Genomic DNA, 24,153 nt, shown 5'->3' on the forward strand with positions numbered 1-24,153 from the left:
GAAAAGAAAGGATTATTTCAGGGCCGCAGCGGCAGCGGCGGCCCGGGCGCGCGCCATGGCCGCTTCAATGATGGCGCGGCGGGCATCGGGCGATGCGGTTGAAGGCGATGGAGACAAGGGCGATGCGGACGCGGGCGATGCTGGCGGCGAAACAGCCAACTTCTCAGGCGACTGGGCCTGGAGCCGGCTGGCCTGCGCCTGTGCGCCGCGCTGGCGGCGCGCCTGCGTGGCGGCGTATTCGGCGCGCGCCTTCGCCGCCTGTGCGGGCGACCAGGCCTGCCAGCCCGTGAGCGGGGCCGTTACGTCTTGCATGGCAATGCAGTCCACCGGGCAGGCGCTCACGCACAGGCCGCAGCCGGTGCAGTCGGCCTCGATCACGGTGTGCATGCGTTTGCTGCCGCCCACGATGCAGTCCACCGGGCAGGCTTTCACGCACAGCGTGCAGCCGATGCACCAGTCTTCATCAATCACCGCCACCTGGCGCGGCGCTTCGCTGCCGTTTTCAGGGTTGAGCGGCACGGCGGGCCGCCCCGTGAGCGCCGCCAGCCGCACGATGCCTTCCTGCCCGCCCGGCGAACACTGGTTGATGGGCGCGCCCTCATGGGCAATGGCGTAGGCGTAGGCCGCGCAATCGTCATAGCCGCAGCGGCGGCACTGCGTTTGCGGCAGGGCGTCGAGCACGGCGGCGGCAAGTTCGGCAGGCGTAGGCATCAGGCGAGCGTTCGTGGGAAGGGGCGCGGAAGTTTCCGTGGCGGTTTCCGGATGGCGGATTTTGCCTGCGGCCACGCAGGCGCCGGTCTTGCGGGGTTTTCGCGCGGGCTGCATGAAATGATTGCGGGTATTGCGCATGGCATGCACGAATGCGCCCATTCACGAATGGCCATTCATGGATGCAATTTGGCGCTTTTTCATGCCGCGCGCACAGCGAAGCGCCGTGGATAATCCCCCGCTTTTCACGATTGCGGCTGGCCTGAAAGAGCCTTCAAACACGAAAAGCTGGCCGATGAAACTGGCAATGAACCTCAAATCGAAATTCGCGCAGGCGGCCTTGGGGCTGTGGCTGGCCGCGCCCGCCCTGGCGCTGGCCGCCTCCGCCGCTCCTGAAGCCGCCCCCGGCTCCCATTCCGATTCCATTTTTTCGGGCTGGACTTTCGGCTACGCCCCTTACACCTACCATTTTTCGGAAGCGAAGAAAAAGCACGAATTCGAGCCAGACGTCAAACACTCCTACGTCTGGCTGGTGCAGGCTGAAAAACGGCTGGCGGGCCGCAGCGTGGCAGGGCTGGCCCTGTTCAGCAATTCATTTGGCCAGCCCAGCCAATATCTGTACTACGGCTGGCGCTTCACGCCCCTGCGCGCCGCGCCCGGCGTGTTTTTCAAGCTCACGGGCGGCGTGCTGCACGGCTACAAAAAGCCCTTTCACCGCAAGATTCCGCTGAACACTTCCAGCGGCTGGGCTGTCACCATCATTCCGGCGGTGGGCTACAACTTCACCCCGCACATTGGCGCCCAGGTGAATGTGCTGGGCAAATCTGCCTTGATGTTCCAGCTCAATTACAGCTTCTGAAAACACGCCCCAAACAGGGCCGAAGACAGATCCAGCAGGGTGATTGACGCTCTTGTTTCAGGAGCATGATGTCCTAGTGAAGCCTGCGCGAGACGGCTTTTTCACCCCGCTGAATTTGCTCCTGTTTTCAAGTCAAACGGGCAGGCGCTGCGCTGGCCTGAAAACGCCGTTCAGGCCAGCTTGGCAAACGCTGCCACCACTTCGGGCGGGGCCTGAACCAGCTCGATCAGCACGCCTTCGCCGGCAATGGGAAATTCCTCGCTGGCCTTGGGGTGCAAAAAGGTGATGTCGTAGCCCGCCGCGCCTTTGCGGATGCCGCCGGGCGCAAAGCGCACGCCTTGCGCCGTGAGCCATTCCACGGCCTTGGGCAAGTCGTCAATCCACAGCCCCACGTGGTTGAGCGGGGTGGCATGAACGGCGGGTTTTTTATGCTCGTCCAGCGGCTGCATCAGATCAACTTCCACCTTGAAGGGGCCGCTGCCCATGGCGCAGATGTCTTCATCCACGTTCTCGCGCTCGCTTTTGAACGTGCCTGTGACTTGCAGGCCCAGCATGTGCACCCACAGTTGTTGCAGGCGCTGCTTGCTGGGGCCGCCAATGGCGATTTGCTGAATGCCCAGAACCTTGAAGGGGCGTGGCGAGGTCATGTGTTTGTCTCCTTGAAGTGGCTTGAGTGGCGCGCCGCAGCGCGGAAAAAAGGGGGCTTCAGCGGTGCAGGCCCTGTTCGTCCGGTTCTTCGGTCGAGGTGCTCACGATGCTGGCGTGCTGCCCTGTGGCTTTGCGCCAGGCGTAAATCAGGTAGCCCGAGAGCGCGTAGCCGACGAAGAGCAAAAACAGCATGGTGGCCGGTTCGATGCTGATGACGGCCAGCAGCAGCGCCACCAGCACCAGCATCACGAAAGGCATGCTGCGGCGTCCGCCCAGATCCTTGAAGCTGTAGTAGGGAATGTTGGTCACCATGGTCAGCCCTGCCAGCAAGGTGATGCCAAAGAGCGTCCAGGAGAGATCGCCGCGCTCCAGCGGCGCGCCGCCCAGCAGGGTGAACAGGCTGCGGAAGATGGGCACATCCTTGTGCGCCAGCAGCATGGCGCTGGTCAGCCAGATGAAGCCGCCCACCAGCGCGGCGGCGGCGGGCGAGGGCAGGCCCTGGAAATAGCGCTTGTCTACCACCGCCGTATTGACGTTAAAGCGCGCCAGCCGCAGCGCCGCGCACGCGCAGTACACGAAGGCGGCGATCCAGCCCCAGCGCCCCAGCGGGCGCAGCGCCCATTCGTAGGCCACCAGCGCAGGAGCCACGCCGAAGCTGACCATGTCGCACAGCGAATCCATTTGCTCGCCAAAGGCGCTTTGCGCGTGCATCATGCGGGCGGCGCGCCCATCCATGCCGTCCAGAATCATGGCGGCGAAGATGCTGGTGGTGGCGTAGTCAAAGCGTCCGTTGATGGCCATGACGATGGCGTAAAAGCCGCAAAACAGCGCCGCCAGCGTGATGGAGTTGGGCACGATGTAGATGCCCTTGCGCAGGCGGCGCACGCCCGCTGGTGCGGCAGGCGCCGGGCTGGGCGCTGGCGGAGACGCCGGAAAAGGCGCAGGGGAATGCGGGCGGTTTTCAGGCGTTTGCGAATCTTGCATGCTGGGGCGGCCTTGTCTCTGGGAATCTCGCCAGGCAGGCTTGCGCCAGCGCGAACGCCTGCGCTGCCCACCCGGCAAGCCAGCCAGTGTAGCGAGCGGAAAACCGCCTTCGCCAAAAGGACTGGCGCCGAATGCAAGAATCCGCCCCTTCCCACAAGCCGCCCACGAGCCGCCGCCCATGAGCACCCCGCAAGAGTACGTTCAGCAAAAGGCCGCCGCCTCTGGCAGCAGCTTCTATTACGCCTTTTTGTTTCTGCCGCCGCCCCGGCGTGCGGCCATCACCGCGTTCTACGCCTTCTGCCGCGAAGTCGATGACGTGGTGGATGAAGTCAGCGACGCGGGCGTGGCCGCCAGCAAGCTGGCCTGGTGGCGCGGCGAAGTGGCGCGCGCCTTCGCGGGCCAGGCCACGCACCCGGCCATGCAGGCGCTCATGCCCCACGCCGCCGCCTACGGCATCGAAAGCCGCCACCTGCTGGCCGTGATTGAAGGCTGCGAGATGGATTTGACGCAAACGCGCTATCTGGACTTTCCCGCGCTGGAGCGCTACTGCCACCTGGTGGCGGGCGTGGTGGGCGAAGTGGCCGCCCGCATCTTCGGCCAGACGCAAGAGGCCACCACCGCCTACGCGCACAAGCTGGGCCTGGCGCTGCAACTGACCAACATCATTCGCGACGTGGGCGACGACGCCATGCGCGGCCGCATCTACCTGCCCATCAACGAGCTTCAGCAGTTCGATGTGAAAGCGCACGAAATCACCAACCGCGCGCACTCGCCGCGCTTTGTGGCGCTCATGCAATTTCAGGCCGACCGCGCCCGCCGCTGCTACGACGAGGCCCTGGCCCTGCTGCCCGACGCCGACCGCCGCGCCCAAAAGCCCGGCCTGATGATGGCCAGCATCTACCGCACCTTGCTGGACGAAGTGCAGGCCGAAAACTTCCAGGTGCTGCACCAGCGCATCAGCCTCACGCCCCTGCGCAAGCTCTGGCTGGCCTGGAAGATGCAGGCGCTGGGGCGGTTCTGAGAGCATGTTCGGCTGGAACATGCAGGAGATCAAGCGCTGCCAGCAACACATCTTCAAGGTATTGCTCAAACGCTGAATTGAGGAGAGAGCCTTTGCTTGGCTGAGTCAATCGAGAAGACTGAGCCAGGGCTACGAGGTCACGGCCCTCTTCAGCCGAAGCATTCGCGAAGATCGTTTGCATTCGGCGCACGGTCAGGCTTCCGGGATGATTTTTGGGACTGGCTCTCAGGGCTGCTGGCCTTCAGGCGCATCCAGCGTCAGCCCCTGCGTCTCACGCCCCAGAAAAGCCACGGCCAGCGCGCCGGTGGCAATGGTGAGGGCGAAGAACGTGAAGATGGCGCTTGTGCTCCAGCCCCAGCCGCCCAGCACGGGAATGGCCAGCGGCCCCAGCACGCCGCCCATGCGGCCAACAGCTGCCGCTGCGCCTGCGCCGCTGGCGCGAATGGCGGCGGGATAGTTCTCAGGCGTGTAGGCATACAAAGCGCCCCACGCGCCCAGGTTGAAGAAAGACAGCATCGCGCCTGAAAACAGCAGCGTCGCATCGTAGCCAGCGTTGCCAAAAGCCCAGGCGCTGCCCGCTGTGCCCATCAGGTAGCCCACCAGCACGAACTTGCGGCCCATGCGCTCAATCAGCCAGGCCGCGCTGAAATAGCCTGGCAACTGCGCCAGCGTCATCAGCAACACGTATTCAAAGCTCTGAATGAGTTCAAAACCCTTGCTCACCATCACGCTGGGCAGCCACAGGAACATGCCGTAGTACGACAGCACCACCGTGAACCACAGCACCCACAGCATGAGCGTGGCGCGGCGATGCGGCGCCGACCACAGGGCCGCCAAGCGCCGCAGCCACGGCAAGCGCTGGGCGGCGCCAGCTGGCGCGTCCGCTGGCAGCTTGCGGCGCAGGTACAGCGCATAAAAAGCAGGCAGCGCCCCCAGCAGCAAGGCCACGCGCCAGCCCATGTCAGCCGCGAACAGGGGCATCACGAAATAGGCGATTAGCGCCGCCAGCAGCCAGCCTGCGGCCCAGAAACTCTCCAGCAAAACCACCACGCGGCCGCGCTCATGGGCAGGCACGCGTTCGGCCACATAAGTGGCTGCCACCGGCAACTCGCCGCCCAGCCCCATGCCAATGAAAAAGCGCAACGCCATCAGCGCCGCCAGCGACACGCACAGCGCCGACAAGCCGCTGGCCGCAGCAAACAGCAGCAGCGTGGCAATGAACACGCGCTTGCGCCCCACGCGGTCAGCCATCAGCCCGAACGCCACCGCGCCCACGGCCATGCCTATGGAATTGACCGCGCCCAGCCAGCCCATCTCCGCGCGGCTCAGCCCCCAGGCAGCCTGCAAGGCAGCCAGCACAAAGGCCAGCAGCCCCACGTCCAGCGCGTCAAACATCCAGCCCAGGCCGGAAGTCAGCAACAGGCGGTTGCGCGACACGGGCGCCGCCGCAGGAACAGATACAAGGGAAATACTGCTCATGACATCTCCTGAAAAAACAGTCTCAGACGAAAGCGCCTGGCCAAGCGGCATCGCTCCCATTCATGCCTGAAACGATAACCGCAACCCCTGACCCTACCAGACCACACGAGCCATTCATTTTCTGGAAATGGGTCTTGCCAACGGCCCCGGCGCCCTCACCCGGTTTCGCGCATGCCTTGGTGGACTGACTCGCGGCCCCATAAGCGCAGCGCGCAGCCATGCTGCTGCGCGGCGTGCTTTTCCCGAGGTCTTAGTTGTCTTGATATGCGATCCATTCATTGAATTACGCATCTTCCAGATTTTATTCACGACCGCTGGAAGCAGCTATGCAGCAGATAAAACTGGCGAACGGCACAGGAAAACAAGTTTTCTCTCTGCCGCACGAAACCCAATCCGCATTCATAATAAGCAAGCAAATTGTCCGCAACAATCACCTCCTGCCATCTTAAAACGGATGAATGGAATCTCCGTGGAATCATGAAATAACATGAATCCATATGGAAACTGCAAGTGGAAGATCATTGCACGCCCAACAGCAAAATAAATTGAACAATACTCAAACTAGCTAAACCATGTTGAATGACACCAAGCACTATTGAATCCAGCATGCCGGACGCGTAACAGATGCAAGGTAAACAAGGTTCAAAGAAGCAGTCTGATTTGCTCCTTGATTGATAGCATGAAGTCCCCGTACTTACTGCGACAAATGGCTTTTTAATAGGGTTGAATTTGCTCCTGCTTTTGATGTGGCAAGAGGCTGGTGATGCAGCATTGACAGTCTTGGTGAATCCGGCCTTGATTGCGGGATCATTCTCCCGCAACGAAATGAGGCGAAGCCTTTTTCTCGCACTGCTGTTCATGGTGGCATGATTGAAGTCATCAGCAGGCAAACCTTCTTTGAGTGGCAAGGCGGCAATATTTCAAAGATAAGGTGAATTGCCTTCTTTCAGCCTTTTACGCACTTCCGCAAAAGTTTTGTCCAGTTCCCAGGGACCAATATCAATAGTCCCATTTTCTTGTCTAAAACCATTCATAACGTAAAGATAGTTTGACATAAGAAAAGCTATTCCGGTATATTTTTCATAGACTTGACCTAAATAATCAAAAACCAAACTTTCAACAACGCTGTCAGCGCAATGAAGTCTTAATAAAACCTGGAGAGCAGCGTGTTTTTGGTCAAAATTTAGGCTCGGATACAATGATAAAATATTATTTCTTATGTATGAAATGTCGTTGCTATCAAGAGGTTCATCCCGCAGATGCTCCCATAGATAAAATATAGCCTGCTCCTTTCTTTTTCCATGCAGCCTTTTTATTTTCTCAATCTGAGTAGTATGTTTAGACATGATTATTGCTTGAAATTCGTTCCATAAAGATTATCGACATCAATGCGAAAGCATGTCTTTTTATACATTTGTTGCGACGAAACCGCATCGATATTTCCGATTTTTTAAGGACACCAGAGATGTTGCATAAATAGTTGCTACGAATATATTTCGTTGAAATATGGGTACATATTTGTCACTATCCATATACCCATGCAGTGAATGTAATATATTTTCTCATCATGAACAATGGACTGAAAAGCAAATCCAGTGGAGAAATTTTCAATTAATCTCAGACTACATGATTTATTTCGCTATGCTTATGACCATGTTTTCTAAACAATTTATATCCCGATGTAATTGCGCAAACAATAGATGCAGAGGTTCCCAAGTAAAAAACAAAATCTTCTTTCGAATAAAATGCGATTGATATTATGAAAACCAGTAAAAAACATAGAAAAGACATGAAATGCCAACTATATTTTTTGGTTTTATGGGTTGCGTATGTGTCTATGATTACGCCAAGGATAAATATTATAATTAATAAGATGTTCAGTGCTTGCATGTGTCTGTTCATAGAGAAAGTTGTGCGCAATGCCATGTTGAGACATGATGTTTGAGATAGGTTGTCTTGTAGTTGGTAATCAACTCATCAAAGCACATGGCGTCTAAATGCCGCTATCGGAATGACTGATACATCATAATAATCTGCATGGCTATTAGTGATACGATAATAAACCACCATGTGAACGGCGACTTCTCATAAGATATCTCCCCATTTGTTTTTGGCAGACTGATTTTTTTTGCGACTACCCAAATAAAAAATAGGAAAACGCTGACCCAACCTAATATCTTCAGTAAAGTCATAATTAGCCTTTCAGGAAAAGGATGCTTCTTATAAGAAACCAGAGAATACTCCTCTAGATCCCAAACTTGGTAAAAAGGTCATTGCTGTCATGAATCGCTCATTAGGCTCAAACCTTTCATTTGGTTCGTCAAAATGATAGGCTAGCTCTGTCACGATAAGTGTGATGGCGGTGACCGCCATTAAAAGCCAAGTGGATATAACAGGCGCCGCCAAAGTTATGCCGATTAGCGCAAATATGGTGCTGTTATTGGTGTCAGAATTGCCGCAATATACATAGATATCACAATGTGGGCAACTTTTGCCGCGCCATCTGCGCGTTGGCCTTGTTGATCGTGTAAATCTTCTGTCCTTCAGCTTGTGCGATGGCAATAGCCTTTACGGCGGATATGCCTTCCGCGTACGGATTTAATGTCGGGATCTGGATTCGCCTGTTTTCATCCGCATGGCTGCACTTCGTTTTATCCACCCAGAACGCCTCCGGCGCCGCATGCTCCATTGCGCTGGCGTATTGGCCTCTCATCTTGTTGTAGGCAATCCAGCGGTTTTGCGCAGCGCTTTTGTTGTTCTGCTTCAGCTCGGGCTTGTCGTTGATCTGACTCTTGGGATCATCATCTTTCACCCAGCGCACATGCCGCAAGTGGCCTATGTCCATAGCCAGACTCTCAATCAACAACGCTAAATTCTGCGCTCGTAACTACGTCTAGATCATATTTTATTAAACACGCAACCCGACCAAACGTTTTTGATCCATAGATCAAACCTGTACCATCGCTAAATGAAAATTTTAGATTCTTATTGCTTGATCGGACACTTAGTTCTGATATTTTTAATTCTAACGAATTGCTGCAAATCTCCCTGATTTCATCATGTTCTGATTTGATCTGATAGACCAAATAAACAGCGAATAGAAATATCAAAAGAAATACCCAAACTCTTTTCATTGACGAATCCCTGCACATCCAAAATTTGCACAATATCCACCATATAGGCCGGCAATCAGCTGATCCCAAGTCACCGGACTACCTCTGAATGGCGAATATCCCTGGAGTATTAGGTTGGACAACGCTTTCACAATCCAATATCCCTCTGTAGCTATTGCATTAACAAGCCATCCTTGTTCAGGCGTAAGATGCTGAAGTGCATATAAGAAATGCTCAGCTTCCCGATAGTTGGCATTAAGCTGGCCTGTGATGGATTGTAGGGTGATCCTGTCTTGGCGAATTTTTTCCCAAGCCATTAGGCTATACAAAACCAGGTAATTATTTGCCAAAGCAAGCCATCCCCCATTCCCACTCCCTTCTATGATATAAGCCCCGGCCCCGGTTTCCGGATCAATAACAATATACCCGAACCCCTTCCACCCGTGCTTGTTGATGCTTTTCTCATGCACGGTCACTTCCTTGCCAGCATTGACGGCATTCCTGATGATAAAATGTAGCCTACTCCTTTCTTTTTCCATGCAGTTTTTTTATTTTCCCAATCTGAGTATTATGTTTAGACATGATTATTGCTTGAAATTCGTTCCATAAAGATTATCGACATCAATGCGAAAGCATTACCCTTTTATACATTTGTTGCGACGAAACCGCATCGATATTTCAGATCTTACTCACTCCATAAGGACGTAATTGCTGCAACTTGGACAATGTCTGAACACTCATTGATGCTAGGTCAGGTAAAACTTGTTTGGAATCCAAGGCGCTACTGCCGCTCTCGCCAGTAATTTTCCATGCCTTGTTCACCATAGTATAACCAAGAGCGTATATGGTGCCAAATGTTAGAGATATATCCAAGCAGGCACTCAAAAGAAATAAACCTCGCCTCCTAGCCTATAATATCACGAATAAAATTCTTCAGGCACATAGCATACATGTGCTCATTAATTCTTGTTAATTCGCATTATATGATATGAGAAGGCCATTAATAATATATACATCAGTTTGATGAATAATTTTTCGTTGTAATATCCTACGAATACCAACAAAAATAACGAATAACTTCCAATAACCAATATTGATAATACTATGGAGAGTTTGTGATTTTTCAACTTGGCAAAGTAGAAGACAAGTAAAAAGGACGCCAAGGTTATGATATCAAGCATATCTTTAGCCATTTTACACCTCAAGAAGCGAAGCAGGCTTTCGCGCCTGATGCAGCACCAACAGTTGTTCCCCAAAAAGCGCCTTCCAGATGGACTAAACTAAGTATCTGCTTGGCAACCTTGGCAGTCACTCCGACTGGAAGCGTAATCATTGATGTGGCCAATGTTTGAAAGAGCATTTGCGCGCAAGGATTATCATTGAGATTTTTTTTCTGCGCTTATCCATAATGCCAGTCCAGAAAGGATAACAGATATAGCAGCTGCTGTGAAGATCCCTGTGACTGCGGCAATGGCAGAAAATATAGTTATTAGCAATGGGGCAAACACTGCTAAAATTATTGTAGCTACCACGATTGCAAATATGATGGCAAAAATTACACATCCATTACCGCCCCCCTCAATCAAATAAGCCCCGGCCCCCGTCTCCGGATCAATAACAATATAGCCAAACCCCTTCCATCCGTGCTTGTTGATGCTCTTCTCATGCACGGTCACTTCCTTGCCGGCATTCCTGATTTCACTGCCCACTTCTCCGCCTATGGGCAGTTTAGCCAGCGCCGTCTGCGCGTTGGCCTTGTTGATCGTGTAAATCTTCTGCCCTTCGCTTTGGGCAATGGCAATGGCTTTCACTGCCGAGATGGCTTCCGCACACGGATTTAATGTCGGGTTCTGGATTCGCCCGTTTTCATCCGTATGGCTGCACTTTGTTTTATCCACCCAGAACGCCTCCGGCGCCGCATGCTCCATTGCACTGGCGTATTGGCCTCTCATCCTGTTGTAGGCAATCCAGCGGTTTTGCGCGGCTGTTTTGCCGTTTTGGGCGAGATTGGGGTCCTTGTTGATCTGGCTCTTTGGATCATCATCTTTCACCCAGCGCACATGCCGCAAGTGGCCTATGTCCATATTCAAGCCCTGAAACGTGACGCCCCGGTTGACAAGGCCATACAGCTTGTTGGGTTTGACTTGCGCATGAAACAGCCCATAGCTCAAGGCGGGCGCATCCACCATTTGCGCCTGTGATGCGGCAATCAGCCCCTGGCTTTGCAAACTGGCAAAGTAGCCCCACACCGTGGCCGTGAGCATGTCCCCCGTGAGCTTGTCTCCGGTGATGCCCTTCAGGATCTGCTCGCGCTGGCTATCGGGCGCAGCCTGCGCGCGCTCCAGCGTCTGTTTGGTTTCTTCCATCCGGGCCTTGAGCCTTTATATTTAAGTCAATCAATAATTACAAGAAAAAAGCCTAAACCATATATAAGCAATGCTCTTTTATTGGACATTGTATAAAATTCATAAAAATCGGAATCAACATATTTTTTGAATGCCTCAACAATGTACCCCATTAGTGTTATAAAAATACATTGCCAGATAACATAGTAGCTGTTGTCTAACTTCCAGAAGATAGCTGCAGACAATGCGGATTCAGCGTATAGGAATAATATGGCGTCAATATGCCACTTTCCTTTCATTTGATTAATTATGTGTTCTCTCGTTGACATGCTAGCACCCCTCAATGAAGGATTGGTATATATCTTTTGCGGTGCCTGTAAACAATAGAGCCATGGCCGCCGATAAATCTTTTGCGGACCGCAGAGATGCGAATCCGGGCAATATGTTTCCAATAAATTTGCCAATTGCCCTGTAACACCCCTCCAAGAAGAAGTGCGAGTATGTCTATATCCCAAGTCCAATTACATCGATCTTGCCAGCCAAACTCAATCCTGCAAATGCAACTCCAAGCATCGGAATGCCGAACGAGACAAATGTTAAGATGGCTCCACCAATCAATATAAATAGCGATGACATCCCCATGATTACCAAGAACCATAAGAAAAATAATAGTGCATGCGTGAAAATGGTGAATAGGATGCCACCGTTTCCACTCCCTTCTATCAGATAAGGCCCGTATCCTGCTCAATGACGATGTAGCCCAACCCCTTCCATCTATGCCTATTGCTGCTTTGCTTTCCTCATGCGAGATCACTTCTTTTCTTACATTGACAGCATTTTAATCTTACAAGCAATCTCCCTATCTATGGTCAGCTTCGTCAGCGCTGTGGCGGCCGCTTATTACAAGCTTTCGATCTTGTTATTAAATATTATTAAGGGCGAATCAAACAAGCGTAAAAAAATGAGAACAAACAATACGATCGATAGATTCATCGCCGCCGATATTTGCATATTACACAGGCAAAGCAATACCGCGAACGAATGCGACAACAATATAAAAATGAAAGCTTTCATCATCTTTTTTATTAGCGCCCAAAATATAATACATGCAAGCGTCAATACGTATAAGAAATAGATAATTACTGGTTTGTCAATAATGTATTTCGTGTATATAATATAATCAATACAACAAGCCAATAAACATAATTGAATAACAGGTTCTCTAAAGATAGCCGTCAATATCTGTTTAATCAACTTGATCGTAAGATCAGGCTTTGATCTTCTTGACGCGGACGTCCGCTTCAAGAGAAACTGACTGAAAAAGAGTACATCCAATGTCGCATGATAGATGATATATGCAAGCAGCTTCATCCGCCTATCTCCAAAGGATCCTTATTAAAAAGACATTGAAGTGGCGTATCTCCTCCCAAAGTATCCAAACTTATTCCCAGTATACTGAAAGTTATTCCCGTTAATTTCCCTGCGATTTCTCCAATGCCAAATGCAGCAAAGACGCCATATGCGGAAAGCATATACCCTAGTCCGCCTGTGAAACATTTAATTTTTGTAGTTTGATCTGCTGCACTGCCGCTATGTAACCATGACGCTAGTGAAGCGACATATACGGTCAGGATAGGAACAATTATGGCCAAGGTTATTGCTATTGAAGCAATTCCTATTGGACCTGTCATTATTGCAGCGGCAGCATCATACAAGAGGGTCAAGATTACAGCGCTCGCCCCCACTCCTAAAAGAAAGGCTACAGCCCCATTCCCGCTCCCCTCAATCAAATAAGCCCGCGCTCCGGTTTCCGGATCAATAACAATATAGCCAAACCCCTTCCATCCTTGCTTGTTGATGCTTTTCTCATGCACGGTCACCTCCTTGCTGGCATTGACGGCATTCCTGATTTCACTACCCACTTCTCCGCCTATGGGCAGTTTCGCCAGCGCCGTCTGCGCGTTGGCCTTGTTGATCGTGTAAATCTTCTGCCCTTCGCTTTGGGCAATGGCAATGGCTTTCACTGCCGAGATGGCTTCCGCACACGGATTTAATGTCGGATTCTGGATTCGCCCGTTTTCATCCGTATGGCTGCACTTCATTTTATCCACCCAGAACGCCTCCGGCGCCGCATGCTCCATTGCACTGGCGTATTGGCCTCTCATCCTGTTGTAGGCAATCCAGCGGTTTTGCGCCGCGCTTTTGTTGTTCTGCTTCAGCTCGGGCTTGTCGTTGATCTGGCTCTTGGGATCATCGTCTTTAACCCATCGAATATGCCGCAAGTGGCCTATGTCCATGTTCAGGCCCTGAAACGTGACGCCCCGATGATTTATGAGCACATAAAATTCTACATTGAAACTACATTAATAAATCCGCAAACAATATGCAACCAATAAATGCAACAAGAATAATTTGACCAGTTAAAAATATCTTAATATCAAAGTACATTCTATCTATATTGCTGCTTATAATAACAAGACAGAAAAATAGTGCAAATAAGATCTCGCTTTCATAACTAATATTAATGTCAATACCAAAAAGAATGCTAATCGAACTGATTAAGATGACAGCCTTTCCAAATAAGGGAGATTTTTGCTCCTGAGAGGGTTCCAATAACGCTTTTTTGATATCTTTAGTGGTTTCGTATGCAGTAATAGAAGAGGTTATTATAAATATGCATATGTGGAAGAGGATTAATAATACTATATTTATCGAATGGTTATCTGAATTCCATAGATTGTTCATGGCGTACTCATCAAAAACAATTTCTTAATCTCTCTGTTGGCGTATCTAGAGCAGTCACGCCAATTATTGCAGAAAGAAGTGCCACCCTAATTGTTCCTCCTGGGAGAGGCGCTTTTGATAAATACTCTAGTATTGCCATTGTAACATTTGCGCTTATTAAACCTAAGCCAATACCAGTGACAAAACATTGTTGAGCTTTATCGCCATACAATGCCCCATAAGCCTGCCATATTACTGCGATTGACGCCAGCTCAAGAGCAAGCGCCTCCAGTATGGGAACTATAAAGGCAGACGAGGCTTTTGAAGCAATGGCGGCATCAAGCCCAAGCATGGTATAGCCAAGAGCGAAACCATACACGTAGCCAATTGCTAAAAATATTCCCCCATTCCCACTCCCCTCAATGATATAAACCCCGGCCCCCGTCTCCGGATCAATCACAATATATCCAAACCCCTTCCACCCGTGCTTGTTGATGCTCTTCTCACGCACGGTCACTTCCTTGCCGGCATTGACGGCATTCCTGATTTCACTGCCCACTTCTCCGCCTATGGGCAACTTTTGCAGCGCCGTCTGCGCATTCTGTTTGTTGATCGTGTAAATCTTCTGCCCTTCGCTTTGGGCAATGGCGATGGCTTTCACTGCCGAGATGCCTTCCGCACACGGATTTAATGTCGGGTTCTGGATTCGCCCGTTTTCATCCGTATGGCTGCACTTCGTTTTATCCACCCAGAACGCTTCAGGCGCCGCATGCTCCATTGCACTGGCGTATTGGCCTCTCATCTTGTTGTAGGCAATCCAGCGGTTTTGCGCCGCGCTTTTGTTGTTCTGCTTCAGTTCAGGTTTGTCGTTGATCTGGCTCTTGGGATCATCGTCTTTAACCCATCGAATATGCCGCAAGTGGCCTATGTCCATATTCAAGCCCTGAAACGTGACGCCCCGGTTGACAAGGCCATACAGCTTGTTGGGTTTGACTTGCGCATGAAACAGCCCATAGCTCAAGGCGGGCGCATCCACCATTTGCGCCTGTGATGCGGCAATCAGCCCCTGGCTTTGCAAACTGGCAAAGTAGCCCCACACCGTAGCCGTGAGCATGTCCCCCGTGAGCATGTCTCCGGTGATGCCCTTCAGGATCTGCTCGCGCTGGCTATCGGGCGCAGCCTGCGCGCGCTCCAGCGTCTGTTTGGTTTCTTCCATCCGGGCCTTGAGCCTTTCCATCTGCGCCTGGCTGATGCCCTGAATACTCAGCCCCAATGCCGTTTGCTGCCCGGCGATGAGCTGGTCATACGTTTCATCCCATTGGCGGCTGCCGTACTGGGTAAAGGCCCCGGCGCCGACCGGCTCGCTGCCCGCTCTCAAGGCGCTGCCTTCGGCCTTGACAGCGCCCTCCACCAAAATCTGCGGCTTCAGGCTGATGCTGGCGGGCAGCCCTCTGGGCAAATCTTGCGGCTTGAGCGTCTGTCCGGGGCGCGCCTGGGGAATCAGCGCCTCAATGGCCCGCTGATCGGCATCGCTGGCCGCCACCCAGGCCAGCGTCAGCTTCTTGCCCGCCAGACTGGCCGTGTCCGCTTCAAATTGCAAGATGGGGCTGCCCTCGAGCACGGCGCTTTGCTTGTCGGGATAGATGGCGTATCTGAACCTGGCCTTGAGGCTGTCAGGAATGGCGCCGAAAGACTGGCTTCGGGCCTTGACTTCATAAGGCAGCGTAGCGGCAAAAAAGGGCAGGGGATCGATTTGCGCCGCGCGCTGGCCCAGCACCTGGCCGACAGTGCTTTGGCCGCCGTTTTGGCGGTCGATATAGGCTTTGAGCCTTTGCTGATAAGCGCTGAGCTGGCCTTGCAAGGCAGCGGTGTTCAAGTGCTGCACCCAGCCCTCGGCCTCATTGACTTGCGCGCCTTGCCCGGCGGCGCTGATCAGGGCGGCCGCATCCAGCGGCACGGCCTGCTGAAGATCCATGCCGTCGCTGTAGGTGTATTGCTTGAAGCTGGCGTCCATGGGAATCCAGGCGTCGGGTGGGTAGCGGNCTTGCGCGCCTTGCCCGGCGGCGCTGATCAGGGCGGCCGCATCCAGCGGCACGGCCTGCTGAAGATCCATGCCGTCGCTGTAGGTGTATTGCTTGAAGCTGGCGTCCATGGGAATCCAGGCGTCGGGTGTGCTCTGGCCGGGCACATGGCGCGCGCCCCAGCCGGGGTGGTACTGAATGAAGGCTTCGGCCCACACGTGCTCCATGCGAATGGCCACGGGTTGGCCGCCTTTGACCAGCAGGGTGTTGGCAATGCCGCCCTGGCCCAGGATTTGTTGCAGGGCTTCAGGCGTTTTCAGGCCCCCGGCCCAGTTCTGCGCTTGCGCCAGCGGAATATCCACCGTGCCATAGACATAGCGGGCGGCGATACCGCTGCTGCGCAGCAAGGCAATGAGCAAGCTGGCGGTGTCTGTGGCGTTGCCCGCCTTTTTGTCCAGGGTGTCGGCCGCGCCTTGCACGCTGCCCTGGGTGGGCGTGTAGTGAATGTGGTCATGCACCCACTGGTAAATCTTCAAAGGGTTGCGCTCCAGCTTTTGGGCCAGCTGGCGGATTTCGGGGCTGTCGGGCGCTTCCGGCGTGAAGGCCGTGTCGGCAGCCGTGGCGGCGCTGGCGGCTTTGGCTTGCGGCAGGCCGAGCTTTTGTTGCAGGGCGGCTTCGCTTTCGGCGGGCCGGGCTTCAAGGGGTTTTTGCACTTGCCAGGGCAGGCGCTGCCAATCAATGAGCGAGGGGGCCGGGCGCGGGGCGTTGTCTGCCAGAAACTGTTGCAGGGCGCGGCGGGCGGATGCCTGGGCGCTGGCGCTGCTTTTGGCTGCGGAGCCTTGCGCGGCTTCAAGCAGGGCCATCAGACGATGGTGCTTGTCAAGAAACTGCTGCTCAAGAGCCGCTTGCCTTTCAAGGATGGCAGCCTCCACGCCTGCGGCTTGCCACTGTTGGCGCAGCTGCTGCGATTGCTGCCGGATGCCCTCGGCGTAGGTTTGCAGGGTTTGCGCGCTGGCCAGGGCTGCGGCGGACATGGCTTTGGCGCTGCCCTGGTTTTCGTTTTGCAGCGCCTGTTCAATGGCTTGCAGGGCCTGGGCGTAGCGCTGTTCGTCGGAAGCGGCGCTGTCTTCAGCGGCCTGTGCAGCGGCCAGCTGTTTTTGATGCTGCATGGCGCGCGCCAGCGGCGCGAAGCTGGTGTTCAGCAAGGCGGCAATGACCAGCCAGGACACAAGCCGCAAGGCGCGCCCGCCCAGGCCGCAGAAGGCAGGGCGGTCCAGGCCGCCGTGCTGCACTAAAAGCTGGCGGCGTGCGCCCGTTTGCAGCGAATGGAGCAGAAAGCGGGCGGTCATGGCTGGGTCTCCTGTGTGGCGTGGTCAAGATGGCAGGGGTGATGGGCGGCGCGGCGAATGGCGCCGTTTTTGCGGCGGCGCGCGGTCAGGGCCACAGCTGCGGCAAGCAGCGCCAGCGCGGCCGGACTGCTGGCGGGCACGGCAGCGATGCGGCCTGACGGGCTGGGCGTCGGTGTCGGTGTCGGCGTTGGCGTTGGCGTTGGCGTTGGCGTTGCGGTGTTTTTCTGCACCGTGTATTGCGCCGTTGCGGTGGCCAGGGTCACGCCGGTGTCGTAGGTCTTGCGGGCTGTCTGGCGCTTGAGGTTGTGGCCGCTGCCGATGAGGCTGGCCTGCACGGTGTAGATGCCTTCGGGGGCATTGCGCAGTTTCTGGGCTGCCTGCAATTCGCGCAGGGCGCGCGGGGCCAGCTGGCCCAGTGCATGGCTGTGGGTGAAGACCACGCTGCCTTGCGGGCCACGCACCGTGAGCTGCACGCTGGCGTCGTCAATGATGGCGTTGGCGGCCAGACTGGCGGCCACGTTGGCGATGAACACAGCGTCATCAGGCGCGTAAACAGCTTTGTCGGTGGCGACGGCGAGGCTGGCCGTGGGGCGCGCCGCGCCGCCCGCGACGATGGCAAACGCCGCGCTGTCTTGCGCAGCGAGCCGGCCTGCGGCGTCAAACAACTGGCCGCGCAAGGTGTAGTTGCCAGTCAGGGTCAGGCCGGTGTTCCAGGGCTGAGTGGCGCTTTTTGCAGCGCTGGCGGCCAGCGTGCCCAGCGGCTGGCGGGTGAAGCGGGCCACTTCGGCGCCTTGGCTGTCTTCAATGCTCAGTTGCAGTTCAAAGTCAGCGGGCAGGCTGCCCTGGTTGGTGGCGGCGGCATTCAGGCTCACGGGGGCATTGGGGCCGTAGGCGGGCTGGTCGGTGCTCACATGCAGCGCTGCCAGCGCATTGGCGGCTGCGTCAGGGGTGATTTGCTGACGGTTGTTGGCTACGTTGCATTCGGCGTTGGCGCGCGCTTCATCCACCACGGCTATCAGCGGATCGTTGCCTTGCAGGGCGGCAGCGGGCAGCGCCACATCCAGCCATTCGCCTGTTCCGAGCGCTGGCAAGGCCACTTCACCCAGCAGGCGCGTGCCTTGGTAGAAGCGCACGGCGCTGGCTTGCGCCGGGCTGCCCGCGTTGCCCACGCGCGCCGCCAGCCGCACGGGCTGGCCCGCGCCCTGGTCGATCAGGCGCAGGCGTCCCAGCGTCAGATCCACCGTTTGAGCGGCAGTACCCAGCGCCTGCGCCATGGCGGCAGCCACTTCGCCCGCGCTGTAGGCCACGGTGACCTTGCCGCCATGCTGGCTGTTGGCGGGCTTGGGCCAGGCGTTGGCTTCCAGCTCGGGCAGATTGACGGTGCCAATGCCGATAACGTCCACGCGGCTTACGCCATTGGCCACCGTTTTGGACAGCTCGGAAAGAGCCTTGGGAATGCCTTCCCAATATCCGTCGCCCACGGTAATAACGGTTCTGCTGGAGGCGATCTGAGGCAGCGTTTTCATGTATTCGGACATGCGCCGCACGCAGGTCGGGCCGGAGCTGTAGCCGCCGTAGTTGCGCTTGTCTTTCAAGTTCTTGATGAGCTGCGGCAGCACGGCAGGCGTGATGATTTGCGCCTCATGCAGCGGAATGCCGTTGCCGTAGTACATCTCCTGATCAGTGCCTAGCATGAAGCGGATGGAGCCGTCATGCGGAATGATGTTGGGGTTTTCGACCGCCTTGATGACGCCTTCCATCTCCAGGTTGTAGAGGTGGCTGACGCTGCCGGAGGTGTCAATGCACACGCCCACGTCCTGCACGCTGCCGCCGCCCGCGCAGGTCACGCCCACGCGCAGGGTGTTGTTGCCTTCGATGTTTTCAATGACTTCCAGCCCGCTGTCGGCCATGACGTAAATGGGCGCATCACGGAAGGGCAGCTCCTCATTGCGGATCCGGAACGTCACGCTTTGCGATTGCTGCTGTGCCAGCGCGGCTACGCGCTCGCGGCCCAGCAGGGTGTCTTCGCCTGCGTCCCAAGCCTGGTTGCCGTTGGCGTCGATGAAGGCGATGACGTCAAAACCGCCCGCGTCGTAATTGCTGTTGTTGGTGACGGTGGCTGAAAGAGTGCCGCTGGCGCGGAAGGTGTGGTCATCCATTGTCAGCGCCGAGCGGTCGGCGCGGCTGACCATCAGGTCAGGCAGGGCCGCGTTGTAGCTGCGCTTAAGCTTGATGGTGTCTAGCGCTTGCGAGGCCACGCCCTGGTAGGCAAAAGGCAATAGCGCGGAGTCATAGCCAGTCAGGCTCACCAGCACGCGGGCGTTGGTTTGCGTCAGGCCGTTGAAGGCAAAGCGGCCATCGGCTTGGGTGGCGCCTGTCTGGCGGCGCAGTACAGCAGTGCCCAGGGAGACTTCTTCCAGAACCAGTTGTGCGCCAGCCAGTGGCTCCAGGGTGTCAGCGTCCACGACGGCGCCGGAAACGTCCCATCGGATGGCTCCGGGCTGCGAGAGGGGCGTGAGGGGAATACGCGCCTCGGTTGTGCCCGTCAGGCGCAGCGTTTGGCGGTAGGCAGCGTAGCCGTCGCGCGTGACTTCAAGCTGCGCGTCACCTGGCAGAACACTGGCGAACTCGTAAGCGCCGTTGGCCGCCGTGGTGACGGCGCCTGCGCCCGTGAGCGCCACTTTCGCGCCCGCCACGGGTTGCTGGCTGACGGCATCGACCACCTGCCCGTAGAGCCTGTGCTGAGGGTTGGCTTGCGGCAGCAGCTCCACGGGCAATTCGTAGCGCCGTCCCGGCTCAACATGGACGGAAGCCACAGCCGATTCGTGCCCCGCCGCCGAAATCTGGATTTGCGTGCTGCCGGGCGCGAGGTTTTCCACGCTGGCGCGGCCGTCTGCTCCCGTTTGCGCGGTGCGCTGGTTCGCGCCGGTGAGGATGATTTCGGCGCCTGCCAGCGGTGTGCCCAGGCCGCGTGCCTGCACGCTCACTTCCAGCCGGGCCGGGCCGGATGAAGCGGATTCGGGCTTGAGCGCCACGTTGAAAACAGTGGTGGCGCCACCTTGTATTTGCACCTCCTGGCTGTGGGTCTGATAGCCCGCTTTTTCAAAAACAGCGGTTTTGTTTCCGGCAATGGCGTGGCTGGCAAATTCGTATTCGCCCTGAGCGTTGGTCTGGGTCTGCCACGTGCTGCGCTCCAGCCGCACGGAAACGCCTGCCAGGGGCTGCTGCGTGCCGGCATCCGTGACGACGCCTTTGAAAACCACCTTTCCTGCAATGGCCTTGCGCAGGGAAACGGTCAGTTCGGTGCGCATGCTTTTGGGGGGCATTTCCAGCGGCACCACAAGCCGCTCATAGGCATTGGCGTGCGTGATGGTGATGCGGTTGTCGCCCGCTACGTCCACCATCAAGGCCGTCGCCTGGCCGTTTGAGCTGGTGTAAGCGGTGCGCCCCTGGAAGAAGACGCTGGCGCCTTGCAGGGGCTGGCCGGAGTCGGCATCGAGCACGGTGACCAGCAATTCCGGCTTGCGGAAAACCGGGTTGAATTCAATTACCTGCCCAGCCACGGCGTTGAGCGAGGCCGTGACGGCAGGAAAGTTGGAAAAAGCCGCCGTAATTTCCAGCGTGCCTGCCGGCAGGTCATTCAGTTGGTACTGGCCGTTGCCATTGGTGCGCGCTTTTTGTCCGGCCACTTCAATGACGGCAGAAGAAACGGCGTAATAGTTTGTGCCATTGAACTGCCGCGCAACTCCTTTCAAGGTAACCCCGGCGCTGGCGTTGCCGCTGCTGCTTGCTGTCATGCGGATGGCGCCCAGATCCAGCTGCTGGCCGGGTTGCAGTTGCAAGGGTGTTATCAGTGGACGAAAGCCGCTGGCTTGTATTTCCAGCTGCCAGGCGCCAGCGGCCAGGCGCTCAAAGCTGAAGCGCCCCTGCGCGTCCGCCGCCGTTTGCAGGCCCGCCTGCAACAGGCGTGCAGTGGCGCTGGCAAGGGGCTGCCCCGCTTCATCCACCACCTGCCCCCGCACGCTGGCCAGATCAGGATTGGTGGCGGGTTGCGCGGCCAGCCGCAGCGCGCGCAGAGCCAGCGCTGTCAGGTGTGGATCGCCCTCCCAGCTGCCATCAGGCCGCTGGGCCTGTTTCAGTGCCGTGAGGGCGGGCTGCATGGCTGCTGCCGTGTCCAGCCCCGGCAGCACGGCCAGCAGGGCCTGGGCGGTATGCAGATCGCTGCTCCAGGCTTGTTGCGGATTGCGCTGAGCAGTGAGCCAGGCGCGCGCTTTGGCAAGGGCGGCCTGCGCAGCGGGCTGTTGCCGCCAAGGCAGCAGGGCCTGGGCGGCAAGGGCGGTGGTGATGGTGGCGTCGCCATCTGGCGCGAGGGGCCAGGAGCCGTCAGCGTGCTGGGCGCTGGCCAGCCATTGCAGCGCCTTGAGTGTGGCCTGGGCGCTGGCGCGGCTGGCGGCCAGGGCGCGCAAGGCCCAGGCCGTGTCCAGCGCGTTGCCGGGCAGGCCCTGTGCGGCGCCAAAGCTGCCATTGGGGTTTTGCAGCGCGGCCAGTGCGTCCAGCAGACTGGCATCGTCCGCGCCTGCCTGCTGGCGCGTAAGGGCGCGCTGGGCAAGGTAGCGGGTGGCGGGGGCCGTGAAGCCGTCCATGCCTGTAATCAAGGTGGCAGGCACGCTGGCGTTCAGCGCCTTGAGCGCGGCAATCGTTTCATGGCGCGATTGCGCGGGCAGCGCAGGCGAAGCGGATTCGCTCGCCAGGCTGCCATCGGGCTTGGTCTGGGCTTGCAGCCATTGCTGGCCTTTTTGTAGCGCGGGGTCTGGCCCGCCTTGCGCCACGGCCTGGCAGGCCATGAACAGCAGCATGAGCAGGCATACCAAGCTGTGACGTGCGGATTGGCCGCCCTGTGCCCTGAACCACTGCATTTCTGTTCCCTGTATAAGAGTTGTTTCTGACGAATGGATACAGAATAAACGAATTCAGTAATGAAGACACATGGCACGCGCGCAAGCAAGCAGCGGATTGCGTGAACGAATTCACGCAATCCGCCGTTTTTACGGCTGCCAGGGCCGCTGCATGGCGCAGGTGGTGGGCATTTCGGCTTCGCTGGCGGGGATGTCGCGCACGATGCGAAAGCCGTAGCCGCTGCCTTCCACGTCAAAAGGCACGCCGGGCGCGCCTTGCTTGTCCATCACGCCGACAACGAGGTTTTGCTGGAACTGGTGGTCTTGCGCGCGCATGTGGCCGCTGCGGCCGGCCAGTTGCACTTTGGCGTTTTCAAGGCTGGCGGCGATATTGGCGGCGGTGGGGCCGCCGGGGCGCTTGCTGGCGGCGTCGATGGCTTGCGCCAGCGCTTCAATGAGCAGTTGCTGGCGCAGGTGCACGTAGTCGTCTTCGGGTTTGGGGAAACGCTCGCGGAAGGCCTTGTAGAAGGCGGCGCTTTCGGGCGCGGGCACGTTGGGCATCCAGTCGGCCACGGCAAAAACCTTGCCTATGCCCGCTTCGCCAATGGCGGCGGGCGCGCCCAGGGCGTTGCCGTAGAAGGTGTAGAAGCGCCCGTCAAAGCCTGCTTCGCGCACGGCCTTGACGAGCAGGGTGAGGTCATTGCCCCAGTTACCGGTGAGCACGGCTTGCGCGCCGCTGTTTTTGATTTTGGCGGCGTAGGGGGCGAAGTCTTTCACGCGGCCCACGGGGTGGAGTTCGTCGCCCACGATTTGCACGCCGGGCCGCTCTTTTTCGAGCTGGCGGCGCGCTTCGCGCAGCACGGCCTGGCCAAAGCTGTAGTCCTGCCCGATGAGGTAGATGCGCTTGAGGTCTTTGTCTTCTTTGATGACTTGCATGAGCGCGGCCATGCGCATGTCGGCATGCGCGTCAAAGCGGAAATGCCAGGGGCTGCAACGCTCGTTGGTCAGGGCCGGGTCGATGGCCGAGTAGTTGAGAAACAGCACTTGCCGCTCTGGCTCGCGGCGGTTGTGTTTGTTGATGGCATCTACCAGCGCGGCGGCCACGGCCGATGAGTTGCCTTGCAGCACCACGCGCGCGCCGTGGTCAATGGCCGCACGCAAGGCGGCCAGCGATTCATCCACCTGGCCTTTGTTGTCGTAGCGGCGCAGTTCGATTTGCGCGCCGCCACGGGCATTGACGCGCTCGCTGGCCATGAGCAGGTTGCGCCAGACGGATTCGCCCGTGTTGGCAAAGGGGCCGGACAGGGCTTCGATGAAGGCCACCTGCACGGGCGCGGGCTTGCCAGCGGGTTGAACAGGGGCCGCTTCAGCGGCCAGAGCCGCGCCAGGCAGGGCGGCGCAGGCGGCCAGAGCCAGCAGGTTTTGCAGCAGGGCGCGGCGGGGGGGATGCGTCATGGGGGTGCTCCTTGGATGGTGAAAAAACGGGAATGCTAGGCGCTGGATGAGCGGGGCAGAACGCTTGCCATTATTTAGCTTCTCTTTCTGTAGCAATGGGTCCTAGTGGAACAGGCGCGAGAGCCTGTTTCATGCCCCTGAATTTGCTCCTGTTTCTGATGATCAAGAGCGCTTGTCAAGACTTGCTCATGGCTTGCCGCAAAGGGCGGCGCAAGGTGGTTCCGCTCTATTTCTTTTCCTGAAAAAGGGGACAGAGAGCAGGTCGGCAGTTCGCACAAACCAGTCCAGCCACTCCGCGCTCCAGCCTTGTCAGAGAGCTTGCCCACAATCTGTTCGCGAGTGTCTGTTCGCAAGTGCAGTAAGTGCGGCCTTGGGGCGGCCCCGGGCGCTCGTGACCGTTGCAAATCTCAAATGAGGCGTGAGGTCCGCCTGCGCTTTGCGCCCATCCCGATGCGCCTTTTTGCCCCTCATGGTCAGATCGTGGGCAGGTGCTGATAAAAAACCATCGCCCGCACAAGTCGGGAATGCAGGCGGCCTGCGAGGTAATAGAAG

At 56.8% G+C, this 24,153-nt stretch carries 15 protein-coding genes; 2 read left to right on the plus strand and 13 right to left on the minus strand.

The annotated features are described in order from the left end of the window. Positions 1 to 12: 12 nt before the first annotated feature. Positions 13 to 711 carry an RnfABCDGE type electron transport complex subunit B gene (locus C1720_RS10405; protein WP_050716325.1) on the minus strand — a complete coding sequence of 233 codons (699 nt, stop codon included), beginning with the start codon at positions 709 to 711 and terminating at the stop codon, positions 13 to 15. 304 nt (positions 712 to 1,015) lie between these two features. On the opposite strand from C1720_RS10405, the gene C1720_RS10410 reads away from it, so the two are divergent. Further along, complete coding sequence (locus tag C1720_RS10410) at positions 1,016 to 1,567, plus strand: hypothetical protein (protein WP_102284629.1); 552 nt, start codon at positions 1,016 to 1,018, stop codon at positions 1,565 to 1,567. Positions 1,568 to 1,737: 170 nt separating this feature from the next. Here the strand turns inward: C1720_RS10410 and C1720_RS10415 are convergent, their stop codons facing one another. Together C1720_RS10415 and pssA are read right to left on the minus strand one after the other, a co-directional pair. Beyond that, positions 1,738 to 2,214 (minus strand): VOC family protein, encoded by a 477-nt coding sequence (locus tag C1720_RS10415; protein ID WP_050714422.1) that lies wholly within the window; start codon positions 2,212 to 2,214, stop codon positions 1,738 to 1,740. Positions 2,215 to 2,272: 58 nt separating this feature from the next. Next, positions 2,273 to 3,199 (minus strand): CDP-diacylglycerol--serine O-phosphatidyltransferase, encoded by a 927-nt coding sequence (pssA, locus tag C1720_RS10420; protein ID WP_102284150.1) that lies wholly within the window; start codon positions 3,197 to 3,199, stop codon positions 2,273 to 2,275. 178 nt (positions 3,200 to 3,377) lie between these two features. Between pssA and hpnD the strand changes: the two genes are divergently transcribed. Continuing rightward, a complete protein-coding gene (gene hpnD, locus C1720_RS10425) occupies positions 3,378 to 4,220 on the plus strand; it encodes a presqualene diphosphate synthase HpnD (protein ID WP_050714421.1) in 843 nt (280 codons plus the stop codon). Between the two features lie 225 nt (positions 4,221 to 4,445). Here hpnD and C1720_RS10430 read toward each other — a convergent pair whose 3' ends face one another. The 10 genes from C1720_RS10430 to C1720_RS10490 form a co-directional block, all read right to left on the minus strand. Continuing rightward, positions 4,446 to 5,699: an MFS transporter gene (locus C1720_RS10430; RefSeq protein WP_102284151.1), complete on the minus strand. Its 1,254-nt coding sequence runs from the start codon at positions 5,697 to 5,699 to the stop codon at positions 4,446 to 4,448. A 518-nt stretch (positions 5,700 to 6,217) separates the two neighbouring features. Further along, a complete protein-coding gene (locus C1720_RS13190; RefSeq protein ID WP_146006986.1) occupies positions 6,218 to 6,607 on the minus strand; it encodes a hypothetical protein in 390 nt (129 codons plus the stop codon). A gap of 12 nt (positions 6,608 to 6,619) precedes the next feature. Further along, positions 6,620 to 7,045: a hypothetical protein gene (locus C1720_RS13195; RefSeq protein WP_146006987.1), complete on the minus strand. Its 426-nt coding sequence runs from the start codon at positions 7,043 to 7,045 to the stop codon at positions 6,620 to 6,622. Between the two features lie 1,127 nt (positions 7,046 to 8,172). After that, positions 8,173 to 8,544 (minus strand): hypothetical protein, encoded by a 372-nt coding sequence (locus C1720_RS10440; protein ID WP_102284153.1) that lies wholly within the window; start codon positions 8,542 to 8,544, stop codon positions 8,173 to 8,175. 285 nt (positions 8,545 to 8,829) lie between these two features. Continuing rightward, on the minus strand, positions 8,830 to 9,351 hold the full coding sequence (locus C1720_RS10445) for a hypothetical protein (RefSeq protein WP_102284154.1): 522 nt from the start codon (positions 9,349 to 9,351) through the stop codon (positions 8,830 to 8,832). Positions 9,352 to 10,188: 837 nt separating this feature from the next. Beyond that, positions 10,189 to 11,178 carry a hypothetical protein gene (locus tag C1720_RS10455; RefSeq protein WP_102284155.1) on the minus strand — a complete coding sequence of 330 codons (990 nt, stop codon included), beginning with the start codon at positions 11,176 to 11,178 and terminating at the stop codon, positions 10,189 to 10,191. Between the two features lie 1,346 nt (positions 11,179 to 12,524). Continuing rightward, positions 12,525 to 13,454, minus strand: coding sequence for a hypothetical protein (locus tag C1720_RS10465; protein WP_146006988.1), 930 nt, complete (start codon positions 13,452 to 13,454; stop codon positions 12,525 to 12,527). A gap of 458 nt (positions 13,455 to 13,912) precedes the next feature. Then, a complete protein-coding gene (locus C1720_RS10470) occupies positions 13,913 to 17,251 on the minus strand; it encodes a transglutaminase-like domain-containing protein (RefSeq protein WP_102284158.1) in 3,339 nt (1,112 codons plus the stop codon). Beyond that, a complete protein-coding gene (locus C1720_RS14515; protein WP_158241708.1) occupies positions 17,248 to 22,167 on the minus strand; it encodes a carboxypeptidase regulatory-like domain-containing protein in 4,920 nt (1,639 codons plus the stop codon). Before C1720_RS14515 ends, C1720_RS10470 begins: the two co-directional genes overlap by 4 nt. Positions 22,168 to 22,296: 129 nt before the next feature. After that, the gene (locus C1720_RS10490; RefSeq protein WP_102284159.1) at positions 22,297 to 23,601 is read right to left on the minus strand and encodes a branched-chain amino acid ABC transporter substrate-binding protein; all 1,305 of its coding nucleotides are present in this window, start codon (positions 23,599 to 23,601) and stop codon (positions 22,297 to 22,299) included. Positions 23,602 to 24,153: the final 552 nt, after the last annotated feature.

The sequence above is a fragment of the Ottowia massiliensis genome (genome assembly GCF_900240305.1).
Taxonomy (GTDB): domain Bacteria; phylum Pseudomonadota; class Gammaproteobacteria; order Burkholderiales; family Burkholderiaceae_C; genus Ottowia; species Ottowia massiliensis.

What these genes read in the sequence shown, in the direction of transcription:
- C1720_RS10405 (WP_050716325.1), bottom strand. Translation starts at nt 711, where the DNA reads ATGCCTACGCCTGCCGAACTTGCCGCCGCCGTGCTCGACGCCCTGCCG.
- C1720_RS10410 (WP_102284629.1), top strand. Translation starts at nt 1,016, where the DNA reads ATGAACCTCAAATCGAAATTCGCGCAGGCGGCCTTGGGGCTGTGGCTG.
- C1720_RS10415 (WP_050714422.1), bottom strand. Translation starts at nt 2,214, where the DNA reads ATGACCTCGCCACGCCCCTTCAAGGTTCTGGGCATTCAGCAAATCGCC.
- pssA (WP_102284150.1), bottom strand. Translation starts at nt 3,199, where the DNA reads ATGCAAGATTCGCAAACGCCTGAAAACCGCCCGCATTCCCCTGCGCCT.
- hpnD (WP_050714421.1), top strand. Translation starts at nt 3,378, where the DNA reads ATGAGCACCCCGCAAGAGTACGTTCAGCAAAAGGCCGCCGCCTCTGGC.
- C1720_RS10430 (WP_102284151.1), bottom strand. Translation starts at nt 5,699, where the DNA reads ATGAGCAGTATTTCCCTTGTATCTGTTCCTGCGGCGGCGCCCGTGTCG.
- C1720_RS13195 (WP_146006987.1), bottom strand. Translation starts at nt 7,045, where the DNA reads ATGTCTAAACATACTACTCAGATTGAGAAAATAAAAAGGCTGCATGGA.
- C1720_RS10440 (WP_102284153.1), bottom strand. Translation starts at nt 8,544, where the DNA reads ATGGACATAGGCCACTTGCGGCATGTGCGCTGGGTGAAAGATGATGAT.
- C1720_RS10445 (WP_102284154.1), bottom strand. Translation starts at nt 9,351, where the DNA reads ATGGAAAAAGAAAGGAGTAGGCTACATTTTATCATCAGGAATGCCGTC.
- C1720_RS10455 (WP_102284155.1), bottom strand. Translation starts at nt 11,178, where the DNA reads ATGGAAGAAACCAAACAGACGCTGGAGCGCGCGCAGGCTGCGCCCGAT.
- C1720_RS10465 (WP_146006988.1), bottom strand. Translation starts at nt 13,454, where the DNA reads ATGGACATAGGCCACTTGCGGCATATTCGATGGGTTAAAGACGATGAT.
- C1720_RS14515 (WP_158241708.1), bottom strand. Translation starts at nt 22,167, where the DNA reads ATGCAGTGGTTCAGGGCACAGGGCGGCCAATCCGCACGTCACAGCTTG.
- C1720_RS10490 (WP_102284159.1), bottom strand. Translation starts at nt 23,601, where the DNA reads ATGACGCATCCCCCCCGCCGCGCCCTGCTGCAAAACCTGCTGGCTCTG.